Source organism: Pseudomonas sp. C32 (assembly GCF_030417915.1).
In the GTDB taxonomy this organism is placed as follows: Bacteria; Pseudomonadota; Gammaproteobacteria; order Pseudomonadales; family Pseudomonadaceae; genus Aquipseudomonas.
The window spans coordinates 182,992-193,552 of sequence record NZ_JAUHUK010000013.1 but is presented as its reverse complement, the minus strand read 5'-3'; the positions used below and the strand labels follow the sequence as shown (position 1 = coordinate 193,552).

The following is a 10,561-nucleotide window of genomic DNA, read 5'->3' as shown; positions in this document are numbered from 1 at the left end:
CCTCCGGGATTTCTATGCAATGGCTCGGGGCGTGGCTATTATGCGGGCCTCATTGTGAGGCGAGACTTGCATGCTGACGTTGTTAAAGCTTCTTAAAGATGGTCGATTTCACTCGGGTGAAGCCTTGGGGGCTGCCCTGGGGGTTAGTCGTAGTGCTGTGTGGAAACAGCTCCAGCATCTAGAGGCAGAATTAGGTCTTTCAATTCACAAGGTCCGAGGTCGTGGTTATCAGCTGTCCACGTCACTGGTGTTGCTTGATCCTTCGGAAATCTTGAGAGCATCTTCCTGTGAGTGGCCGGCCCTCGCTTACGATTCGATCGACTCTACAAATGCAGAGGCGCTACGTCTGATCGAGCGGGGCCAAGCGGCACCATTTCTGGTGCTGGCTGAGCGGCAGACTGCTGGGCGCGGGCGACGCGGTCGCAAGTGGGTGAGCCCATTTGCAGAGAATGTCTATTACAGTCTCGTATTGCGTATTGATGGTGGTATGCGTCAGCTAGAGGGATTAAGTCTGGTCGTTGGGCTTGCCGTTATGCAGACATTGCGCGAGCTGAGTATTCCAGGGGTTGGGTTGAAATGGCCTAACGATGTCCTGGTCGGTCAGAAAAAGATCGCCGGGATATTGCTGGAGTTGGTCGGAGATCCTGCTGATGTGTGTCACGTGGTCCTTGGTGTTGGAATTAATGTGAACATGCAGGCGACTGATGAGGTTGATCAGCAATGGACATCCATGCGGCTTGAATCGGGCAAGGTATTTGATCGCAATCATTTGGTCGCAGCGTTGGGTGCGACGCTTCAGAGATACCTGGCTCTTCATCAGGCGGGTGGCTTTTTGGCTATCCAGGCTGAGTGGGAGCAAAATCACTTATGGCAGGGGCGAGATGTGTCGTTGATTGCCGGCGTCAATAAAATAGACGGCCAGGTAGTAGGTATCGATAGTCAGGGAGCATTGCGTCTGAGGGTTGGTGGCGTGGAGAAAGTTTTCAGTGGTGGCGAGCTGAGCCTGAGGTTGCGTGATGATTCTTGAGCTCGACTGTGGGAATAGCTTCATCAAGTGGCGTGTGCTTGCGACAAGCGTCCGGCAGCTGATCGGTGAGGGTGTTGTCGATTCGGATCTCGCGCTGCTGGAAAGTCTGGAGGCGATCACGGGCCTTGCTCTCACTTTTTGCCGGATGGTGAGTGTCAGGACCGCTGAAGAAACTACGGCATTGACGTCGTTGCTATCGGATACCTACAGCGTATCTGTCGTTTGTGCTGCGCCAGTGCGTGAGATGGCCGGTGTCCGAAATGGATACGAGGAGTTCGACCGTCTGGGGCTTGATCGATGGTTGGCGATGCTTGGTGGTTTTCACTTGGCGGCTGGTGCCTGCTTGGTGCTCGATTTCGGTACGGCGGTAACTGCTGACTTCATAGCTGCAGACGGAGAGCATCTTGGTGGTTTCATCTGTCCGGGCATGCCATTGATGCGCAACCAACTGCGTACTCACACTCGTAAGATTCGATACGGGGATCTTGCAGCGGAGCGAGCGCTGGAGGTGCTTGTCCCTGGTCGAACCACTGTCGAAGCTGTCGAGCGTGGCTGTTCTTTGATGTTGCGTGGCTTTGTGCTGACTCAGCTCGAGTTGGCGCGCAGCTATTGGGGAGAAGGGTTCACAGTCTTCCTCACTGGTGGGGATGCGGGTCTGGTTGCTGAGGTGGTGCCTCAGGCCAGAGTCGTTCCGGACCTGGTCTTTGTCGGATTAGCTATGGCTTGCCCTTTGTCCTGAGGTTTTTATGCGTTGGTTGTTTCTGCTGCTACTTGTCCTCAATGGCTTTTATTACGTCTGGCACCAGCAGGAAGCACCTTTGCGTGCGAAAGATGTCACACCGTTGAATTTGTATCGCGGCGCTCAGCAGGATATCCGTTTGTTGAGCGAAGCATCTGAAGCTCCTCGAGACAAAGCGAGAGCGCCTGCGGAGGCTACCTGCCTCTATTTGGGGGGATATGTTCGTCAGGACGCCGCGCAAGCGCTGGAACGACGCTTGAGTGGCATGGAGGTAAAGTTTCAATCTCTGCCCAGGAATGGCGCAGAGCCCTCTGGTTACTGGGTGCGAATCGCGCCTGAGAGCAGGCGTTGGTTGGATGATCTGCAGCTGATAAACCTTTCTAAAGAATTCAATGAGTTAAAACATAAAATAATGCCGTGCGAAGGGGTTGCGCCCACCGAATAGTTTGCATAGAATGGCGCCCGCTCCACAGCGAACACCGGTAACGGGTAGCGATGTGAAGCGAGGTCAACGCAGCTAAGCTCAGGTTTTTAATGAGAAAAATGCTTGACAGAAGGCTGGCATGATGTAGAATGCCGGCTCGCTTAGGAGGGGTTCCCGAGCGGCCAAAGGGATCAGACTGTAAATCTGACGTCTACGACTTCGAAGGTTCGAATCCTTCCCCCTCCACCATTTTTAGCGAGAGCTGTAAGCCTCGCGGGTATAGTTTAGTGGTAGAACCTCAGCCTTCCAAGCTGATGATGCGGGTTCGATTCCCGCTACCCGCTCCAAGTTTACAGGTTTTGCACAGTGTTACGCTCTTGTAGCTCAGTTGGTAGAGCACACCCTTGGTAAGGGTGAGGTCAGCGGTTCAAATCCGCTCAAGAGCTCCATATAACAAGGCAGATATGAAAATATCTGCCTTTGTTTTAGGTGGTCGTGGTTGCGCCTTGAGGTGGTTTTTTAAGGTTGCCGGTATCGTGAGGTTCGGTGTTGCAATCAGGGTTTCCTGGTAAGTGTTGTAAAGTCTTTTTCGGGTCGGCATAATGGTCGGCCTGATTTTGTTTTAGGTCAGTAGCTCAATTGGCAGAGCGACGGTCTCCAAAACCGTAGGTTGGGGGTTCGATTCCCTCCTGACCTGCCAGATTCACTCGGTGTATCTGGCTTTCTTTTCACAGGATCTTCATAGATGACTCCTAAAGCTGAAGCTCAAGGCTCTCGTTTCGACCTCCTCAAGTGGCTAGTAGTAGTCGCTCTGGTGGTTGTTGGCGTTGTTGGCAATCAGTACTTTTCTGCTTCGCCGATCCTGTACCGCGTACTCGCATTGCTTGCTATTGCTGCCGTAGCTGCCTTTGTAGGCTTGCAGACGGTCAAGGGCAAGTCTTTCTTTGTACTGGTTAAGGAAGCACGCACCGAGATTCGTAAAGTCGTTTGGCCAACTCGCCAAGAAACCACGCAGACCACGTTAATCGTTGTGGCTGTTGTTCTGGTTATGGCGTTGCTGTTGTGGGGGCTTGATTCCCTGCTCGGCTGGCTTGTTTCCTTGATCGTCGGCTAAGGGTGTCCCGTGGCTAAGCGTTGGTATGTTGTGCATGCTTACTCCGGTTACGAGAAGCATGTAATGCGCTCGCTCATCGAGCGCGTAAAGCTGGCCGGTATGGAAGATGGCTTCGGCGAGATTCTGGTTCCCACTGAAGAAGTGGTTGAAATGCGTAATGGCCAGAAGCGCAAGAGTGAACGTAAGTTCTTCCCTGGCTATGTGCTTGTACAGATGGATATGAACGAGGGTACTTGGCACTTGGTCAAGGATACTCCTCGGGTGATGGGTTTTATCGGCGGTACCGCTGATAAGCCTGCAGCAATTACCGATAAAGAAGCAGAGGCGATCCTGCGTCGCGTCGCTGATGGTAGCGATAAGCCGAAGCCGAAGACGTTGTTCGAGCCGGGTGAGTCGGTACGTGTCAACGATGGTCCGTTTGCTGACTTTACCGGTGTCGTTGAAGAAGTTAACTACGAAAAGAGCCGGATCCAAGTGGCTGTGCTTATTTTCGGTCGCTCTACTCCGGTGGAGCTCGAGTTCAGCCAGGTCGAAAAGGTCTAGTTGAACAAAAATCCCAACCCCGCAGCCGTAGGCTGTGGGGTTTTGTCGTCACTGGGATAAACGCGCAAGTAACCGGGGAGCCTTTCGAGGCGTTTGAACCCGTAATTGGAGTGCCTCATGGCCAAGAAGATTACCGCTTACATCAAGCTGCAAGTGAAAGCCGCTCAGGCTAACCCAAGCCCACCTGTTGGTCCTGCACTGGGTCAGCACGGCGTGAACATCATGGAATTCTGCAAGGCTTTCAACGCCCGTACTCAGGGTCTTGAGCCAGGTCTGCCGACTCCAGTGATCATCACTGTCTACAGCGACCGTAGCTTCACTTTCGAAACCAAATCCACCCCTGCTTCGGTTCTGCTGAAGAAGGCGGCCGGTCTGACCAGCGGTTCCGCTCGTCCGAACACCGTTAAGGTTGGCACTGTGACTCGTGCTCAGCTGGAAGAAATCGCGAAAACCAAAAACGCGGATCTGACTGCAGCTGATATGGAAGCAGCCGTGCGTACTATCGCCGGTTCTGCTCGTAGCATGGGCCTTAACGTGGAGGGTGTGTAATGGCTAAGCTGACCAAGCGTCAAAAGGCTATCGCCGGCAAAATCGAAGCAGGCAAGGCCTACAACTTTGTAGACGCCGCTGCATTGCTGGCTGAGCTGTCGACTGTCAAGTTCAGCGAGTCGTTCGACGTTGCTGTAAACCTGGGTGTTGACCCGCGTAAATCCGACCAGGTCGTTCGTAGCGCTACTGTGCTGCCACACGGCACTGGCAAGACCGTTCGCGTTGCAGTGTTCACCCAAGGTCCAGCTGCTGAAGCTGCTCTGGCTGCCGGCGCTGACCGTGTAGGCATGGACGACCTGGCTGCCGAAATGAAAGGCGGCGACCTGAACTATGACGTAGTGATCGCATCCCCGGATGCAATGCGCGTTGTGGGTCAGTTGGGTCAGATCCTCGGTCCACGTGGTCTGATGCCTAACCCTAAAGTCGGCACCGTAACTCCAGACGTAGCTACCGCGGTTAAAAACGCCAAGGCTGGTCAGGTTCGTTATCGCACCGACAAAAACGGCATCATCCACACTTCCGTTGGCAAGATCGGCTTCGACGCCGTCAAGCTGAAGGAAAACGTTGAAGCCCTGATCGCTGATCTGAAGCGTATCAAGCCAGCTTCTTCGAAAGGCATTTACGTCAAGCGCGTTACCCTGAGCACCACTATGGGCCCAGGTCTGGTCATCGACCAAGGCTCGCTCGACGCGTAAGACACAGATTGGCGTAAGTAATTGCGCCAATTGAAAAATTGGGGTCCCTGCCTGGCGGGGGCTATCCAAGACCGTAGGCGACGAAAGTCTTAAACCTCAAGCCTACGCAGATGGTGCTCCCGGTTCCTTACCGAATCAGACACCAAAACGACATCCGGTTTCGACCAGATGAAACGGTAACAAGCAGGAGTTAAACCCGTGGCAATTAAACTCGAAGACAAGAAGGCCATCGTCGCTGAAGTCAACGAGGCTGCCAAAGTCGCTCTGTCCGCTGTCGTGGCTGATGCCCGTGGCGTAACAGTAGGCGCGATGACCGGACTCCGTAAAGAGGCTCGTGAAGCTGGCGTTTACGTACGTGTTGTACGTAACACCCTGCTCAAGCGCGCTGTTGCTGACACTGAATTCAGTGTTCTCAACGACGTGTTCACTGGCCCTACCCTGATTGCGTTCTCCAAAGAACATCCAGGCGCTGCTGCCCGGATTTTCAAAGAGTTCGCAAAGGGTCAGGACAAGTTCGAGATCAAGGCAGCTGCGTTCGAGGGCAAGTTCCTCGCAGCTAACCAAATCGACGTACTGGCAACTCTGCCGACCCGTGACGAAGCAATTTCTCAGCTGATGAGCGTGATTCAAGGCGCTACCAGCAAATTGGCTCGTACTCTGGCGGCAATTCGCGACCAGAAAGAAGCTGCTGCAGCCTAAGGCTCGTCAACTTCTCGCGTTTTTTGTTTTTTTCGATGGTCGCGTAGGCCGTCCCCAATATCAGGAATTAGATTCATGTCTATCTCTCAGAACGATATCCTTGAAGCAGTTGGCAACATGTCCGTAATGGAAGTTGTTGAGCTGATCAAAGCTTTCGAAGAAAAATTCGGTGTTACCGCTGCTGCTGCTTCGGCTGGTCCAGCTGCTGCTGCCGCTGTTGTTGAAGAGCAAACTGAATTCAACGTCATGCTGCTGGAAGCTGGCGAGAAGAAAGTTAACGTGATCAAGGCAGTACGTGAACTGACCGGTCTGGGCCTGAAAGAAGCCAAGGCTGTAGTTGACGGCGCTCCTGCCATGGTTCTGGAAGCAGTGACCAAAGATGCTGGCGACAAAGCCAAAGCAGCTCTGGAAGAAGCAGGCGCTAAAGTCGAGCTGAAGTAAGCATCGACTTTGCGTCTCCAGCCCGAGCGTTAAGCGACAGGCTGATGGCTGGTGGCTCTTGCCACCGGCCTTTTTCCGTTATTGGCAGCCGACTGGGTCGGTGCCGATAACGTGCTGTAACCACCCGATGCGGTGGCGCAAACCATGGGGTTTGCACGATTTTCTGGCTGCTCCCGTCGGGAGGGGCCAAACAAGCAGGTGACCAAGCTGGGGAACGCTGATGGCTTACTCATATACTGAGAAAAAACGTATCCGCAAGGACTTTAGCAAGTTGCCGGACGTCATGGATGTGCCGTACCTCCTGGCCATCCAGCTGGATTCGTATCGTGAATTCTTGCAAGCGGGAGCGACTAAAGATCAGTTCCGCGACGTGGGCCTGCATGCGGCCTTCAAATCCGTTTTCCCGATCATCAGCTACTCCGGCAATGCTGCGCTGGAGTACGTCGGATATCGTCTGGGCGAACCGGCTTTTGATGTCAAAGAATGCGTATTGCGCGGTGTAACTTACGCCGTACCTTTGCGGGTAAAAGTGCGCCTGATCATTTTCGACAAAGAGTCGTCGAACAAAGCGATCAAGGACATCAAAGAGCAAGAAGTCTACATGGGTGAAATCCCCCTGATGACTGAGAACGGTACCTTCGTAATCAACGGTACCGAGCGTGTAATCGTTTCCCAGCTGCACCGTTCCCCGGGCGTGTTCTTCGACCACGACCGTGGCAAGACGCACAGCTCCGGTAAACTGCTGTACTCCGCGCGTATCATTCCTTACCGCGGTTCGTGGCTGGACTTCGAGTTCGACCCGAAAGACTGCGTATTCGTGCGTATCGACCGTCGTCGCAAGCTGCCTGCATCGGTACTGCTGCGCGCGCTCGGATATACCACTGAAGAAGTGCTCGACGCGTTCTATACCACCAACGTTTTCCACCTGAGCGGCGAAACCCTCAGCCTGGAACTGATTGCTTCGCGTCTGCGCGGTGAAATCGCTGTTCTTGATATTCAGGACGAGAAGGGCAAGGTCATCGTTGAGGCTGGTCGCCGTATTACTGCGCGCCACATCAACCAGATCGAAAAAGCCGGTCTCAAGACCCTGGAAGTGCCTCTGGACTACGTCCTGGGCCGCACTACCGCCAAGGCCATCGTGCATCCGGCAACTGGCGAAATTCTGGCAGAGTGCAACACCGAGCTGAACACCGAGATCCTGGCAAAAATCGCCAAGGCCCAGGTTGTTCGCGTCGAGACTCTGTACACCAACGATATCGACTGCGGTCCGTTCGTCTCCGACACACTGAAGATCGACTCCACCAGCAACCAATTGGAAGCGCTGGTCGAGATCTATCGCATGATGCGTCCAGGCGAGCCGCCAACCAAAGACGCTGCCGAGACTCTGTTCAACAACCTGTTCTTCAGCCCTGAGCGTTATGACCTGTCTGCGGTCGGCCGGATGAAGTTCAACCGTCGTATCGGTCGTACCGAGATCGAAGGTTCGGGCGTGCTGTGCAAGGAAGACATCGTCGCGGTACTGAAGACCCTGGTCGACATCCGTAACGGTAAAGGCATCGTCGATGACATCGACCACCTGGGTAACCGTCGTGTTCGCTGCGTAGGCGAAATGGCCGAAAACCAGTTCCGCGTTGGCCTGGTACGTGTTGAGCGTGCGGTCAAAGAGCGTCTGTCGATGGCTGAAAGCGAAGGCCTGATGCCGCAAGACCTGATCAACGCCAAGCCAGTGGCTGCGGCGGTGAAAGAGTTCTTCGGTTCCAGCCAGCTGTCTCAGTTCATGGACCAGAACAACCCGCTATCCGAGATCACTCACAAGCGTCGTGTCTCTGCACTCGGCCCTGGTGGTCTGACTCGTGAGCGTGCCGGCTTTGAAGTTCGAGACGTTCACCCAACGCACTACGGTCGTGTTTGCCCGATCGAAACGCCGGAAGGTCCGAACATCGGTCTGATCAACTCCCTGGCCGCTTATGCGCGCACCAACCAGTACGGCTTCCTGGAAAGCCCGTACCGCGTGGTGAAAGACGCTCTGGTCACTGACGAGATCGTGTTCCTGTCCGCCATCGAAGAAGCTGATCACGTGATCGCTCAGGCTTCGGCCACGATGAACGACAAGAAAATGCTGATCGACGAGCTGGTAGCTGTTCGTCACTTGAACGAGTTCACCGTCAAGGCGCCGGAAGACGTCACCTTGATGGACGTGTCGCCGAAGCAGGTAGTTTCGGTTGCAGCGTCGCTGATCCCGTTCCTCGAGCACGATGACGCCAACCGTGCGTTGATGGGTTCGAACATGCAGCGTCAAGCTGTACCAACCCTGCGTGCTGACAAGCCGCTGGTGGGTACCGGCATGGAGCGTAACGTTGCCCGCGACTCCGGCGTTTGCGTCGTGGCTCGTCGTGGTGGTGTGATCGATTCCGTAGACGCCAGCCGTATCGTGGTTCGTGTTGCTGATGATGAAGTCGAGACTGGCGAAGCCGGTGTTGATATCTACAACCTCACCAAGTACACCCGCTCCAACCAGAACACCTGTATCAACCAGCGTCCGCTGGTTCGCAAGGGTGATCGGGTTCAGCGCAGCGACATCATGGCTGATGGTCCGTCCACCGATATGGGTGAGCTGGCTTTGGGCCAGAACATGCGCATCGCGTTCATGGCCTGGAACGGTTACAACTTCGAAGACTCCATCTGCCTGTCCGAGCGTGTGGTTCAGGAAGACCGCTTCACCACGATCCACATCCAGGAACTGACCTGTGTGGCTCGTGACACCAAGCTTGGGCCTGAAGAAATCACTGCAGACATCCCGAACGTCGGTGAAGCTGCACTGAACAAGCTGGACGAAGCCGGTATCGTTTACGTAGGTGCTGAAGTTGGCGCAGGCGACATCCTGGTTGGTAAGGTCACTCCGAAAGGCGAGACCCAGCTGACTCCGGAAGAGAAGCTGTTGCGTGCAATCTTCGGTGAAAAAGCCAGCGACGTTAAAGACACTTCCCTGCGTGTACCTACCGGTACCAAAGGTACTGTCATCGACGTACAGGTCTTCACCCGCGACGGCGTTGAGCGTGATGCTCGTGCACTGTCGATCGAGAAGTCCCAGCTGGACGAGATCCGCAAGGACCTGAACGAAGAGTTCCGTATCGTTGAAGGTGCTACTTTCGAACGTCTGCGTTCCGCTCTGGTCGGCCACAAAGCCGAAGGCGGCGCCGGTCTGAAGAAAGGTCAGGACATCACCGACGAAGTTCTCGACGGTCTTGAGCACGGCCAGTGGTTCAAGCTGCGCATGGCTGAAGATGCTCTGAACGAGCAGCTCGAGAAGGCTCAGGCCTACATCGTTGATCGTCGCCGACTGCTGGACGACAAGTTCGAAGACAAGAAGCGCAAACTGCAGCAGGGCGATGACCTGGCTCCAGGCGTGCTGAAAATCGTCAAGGTTTACCTGGCAATCCGTCGTCGCATCCAGCCGGGCGACAAGATGGCCGGTCGTCACGGTAACAAAGGTGTGGTCTCCGTGATCATGCCGGTTGAAGACATGCCGCACGATGCCAATGGCACCCCGGTCGACGTCGTCCTCAACCCGTTGGGCGTACCTTCGCGTATGAACGTTGGTCAGATCCTTGAAACCCACCTCGGCCTCGCGGCCAAAGGTCTGGGCGAGAAGATCAATCGCATGATTGAAGAGCAGCGTAAAGTTGCCGAGCTGCGTAAATTCCTGCACGAGATCTATAACGAGATCGGCGGTCGTCAGGAAAGCCTCGATGACTTCTCGGACCAGGAAATCCTGGATCTGGCTCAAAACCTGCGTGGCGGCGTTCCGATGGCCACTCCAGTGTTCGACGGCGCCAAGGAAAGCGAAATCAAGGCCATGCTGAAACTGGCGGACCTGCCAGAAAGCGGCCAGATGCAGCTGACCGACGGCCGTACCGGCAACAAGTTCGAGCGCCCGGTTACCGTTGGCTACATGTACATGCTGAAGCTGAACCACTTGGTAGACGACAAGATGCACGCTCGTTCTACCGGTTCGTACAGCCTGGTTACCCAGCAGCCGCTGGGTGGTAAGGCGCAGTTCGGTGGTCAGCGTTTCGGGGAGATGGAGGTCTGGGCACTGGAAGCATACGGTGCCGCTTACACTCTGCAAGAAATGCTCACAGTGAAGTCGGACGATGTGAACGGCCGTACCAAGATGTACAAAAACATCGTGGATGGCGATCACCGTATGGAGCCGGGCATGCCCGAGTCCTTCAACGTGTTGATCAAGGAAATTCGTTCCCTCGGCATCGATATCGATCTGGAAACCGAATAACACGTGACGCGAATCGAGAGCGGGGCAGGATTGCCC

Annotated in this window: 10 protein-coding genes and 4 tRNA genes; all 14 read left to right on the top strand. The window is 54.9% G+C overall.

Going from position 1 to position 10,561, the window contains the following annotated elements; translation table 11 throughout:
* The first annotated feature begins 70 nt into the window (after nt 1-70).
* The gene (gene birA / locus QYH43_RS16940; protein WP_301157502.1) at nt 71-1,027 is read left to right on the top strand and encodes a bifunctional biotin--[acetyl-CoA-carboxylase] ligase/biotin operon repressor BirA; all 957 of its coding nucleotides are present in this window, start codon (nt 71-73) and stop codon (nt 1,025-1,027) included.
* Entirely contained in the window at nt 1,017-1,766 is a 750-nt protein-coding gene (locus QYH43_RS16935) for a pantothenate kinase (protein ID WP_095059516.1), read from the top strand. The genes birA and QYH43_RS16935 overlap by 11 nt, the downstream gene beginning before the upstream one ends.
* A 7-nt stretch (nt 1,767-1,773) precedes the next feature.
* Nucleotides 1,774-2,211 carry a hypothetical protein gene (locus QYH43_RS16930; RefSeq protein ID WP_301157501.1) on the top strand — a complete coding sequence of 146 codons (438 nt, stop codon included), beginning with the start codon at nt 1,774-1,776 and terminating at the stop codon, nt 2,209-2,211.
* A 143-nt stretch (nt 2,212-2,354) separates the two neighbouring features.
* Nucleotides 2,355-2,439: transfer RNA gene (locus tag QYH43_RS16925), tRNA-Tyr, on the top strand.
* A gap of 24 nt (nt 2,440-2,463) precedes the next feature.
* A tRNA-Gly gene (locus tag QYH43_RS16920) sits at nt 2,464-2,537 on the top strand.
* Between the two features lie 26 nt (nt 2,538-2,563).
* Nucleotides 2,564-2,639 (top strand) — tRNA-Thr (locus QYH43_RS16915).
* 175 nt (nt 2,640-2,814) lie between these two features.
* Nucleotides 2,815-2,890, top strand: a tRNA-Trp gene (locus QYH43_RS16910).
* Nucleotides 2,891-2,935: 45 nt separating this feature from the next.
* Entirely contained in the window at nt 2,936-3,304 is a 369-nt protein-coding gene (gene secE, locus QYH43_RS16905; protein ID WP_007984402.1) for a preprotein translocase subunit SecE, read from the top strand.
* A gap of 9 nt (nt 3,305-3,313) precedes the next feature.
* Nucleotides 3,314-3,847, top strand: coding sequence for a transcription termination/antitermination protein NusG (gene nusG / locus QYH43_RS16900; protein WP_095059514.1), 534 nt, complete (start codon nt 3,314-3,316; stop codon nt 3,845-3,847).
* A gap of 117 nt (nt 3,848-3,964) precedes the next feature.
* Nucleotides 3,965-4,396 carry a 50S ribosomal protein L11 gene (gene rplK / locus QYH43_RS16895; RefSeq protein WP_007933726.1) on the top strand — a complete coding sequence of 144 codons (432 nt, stop codon included), beginning with the start codon at nt 3,965-3,967 and terminating at the stop codon, nt 4,394-4,396.
* Nucleotides 4,396-5,091 (top strand): 50S ribosomal protein L1, encoded by a 696-nt coding sequence (gene rplA, locus QYH43_RS16890; protein ID WP_095059513.1) that lies wholly within the window; start codon nt 4,396-4,398, stop codon nt 5,089-5,091. The genes rplK and rplA overlap by 1 nt, the downstream gene beginning before the upstream one ends.
* Nucleotides 5,092-5,289: 198 nt before the next feature.
* Nucleotides 5,290-5,790, top strand: coding sequence for a 50S ribosomal protein L10 (gene rplJ, locus QYH43_RS16885; protein WP_007970413.1), 501 nt, complete (start codon nt 5,290-5,292; stop codon nt 5,788-5,790).
* 75 nt (nt 5,791-5,865) lie between these two features.
* Nucleotides 5,866-6,231 carry a 50S ribosomal protein L7/L12 gene (gene rplL / locus QYH43_RS16880; protein ID WP_095059512.1) on the top strand — a complete coding sequence of 122 codons (366 nt, stop codon included), beginning with the start codon at nt 5,866-5,868 and terminating at the stop codon, nt 6,229-6,231.
* Nucleotides 6,232-6,451: 220 nt separating this feature from the next.
* Nucleotides 6,452-10,525, top strand: coding sequence for a DNA-directed RNA polymerase subunit beta (gene rpoB / locus QYH43_RS16875; protein ID WP_095059511.1), 4,074 nt, complete (start codon nt 6,452-6,454; stop codon nt 10,523-10,525).
* Nucleotides 10,526-10,561: the final 36 nt, after the last annotated feature.

Coding starts and splice junctions, on each gene's coding strand:
- birA (WP_301157502.1), top strand. CDS start 71: ATGCTGACGTTGTTAAAGCTTCTTAAAGATGGTCGATTTCACTCGGGT.
- QYH43_RS16935 (WP_095059516.1), top strand. CDS start 1,017: ATGATTCTTGAGCTCGACTGTGGGAATAGCTTCATCAAGTGGCGTGTG.
- QYH43_RS16930 (WP_301157501.1), top strand. CDS start 1,774: ATGCGTTGGTTGTTTCTGCTGCTACTTGTCCTCAATGGCTTTTATTAC.
- secE (WP_007984402.1), top strand. CDS start 2,936: ATGACTCCTAAAGCTGAAGCTCAAGGCTCTCGTTTCGACCTCCTCAAG.
- rplK (WP_007933726.1), top strand. CDS start 3,965: ATGGCCAAGAAGATTACCGCTTACATCAAGCTGCAAGTGAAAGCCGCT.
- rplA (WP_095059513.1), top strand. CDS start 4,396: ATGGCTAAGCTGACCAAGCGTCAAAAGGCTATCGCCGGCAAAATCGAA.
- rplL (WP_095059512.1), top strand. CDS start 5,866: ATGTCTATCTCTCAGAACGATATCCTTGAAGCAGTTGGCAACATGTCC.
- rpoB (WP_095059511.1), top strand. CDS start 6,452: ATGGCTTACTCATATACTGAGAAAAAACGTATCCGCAAGGACTTTAGC.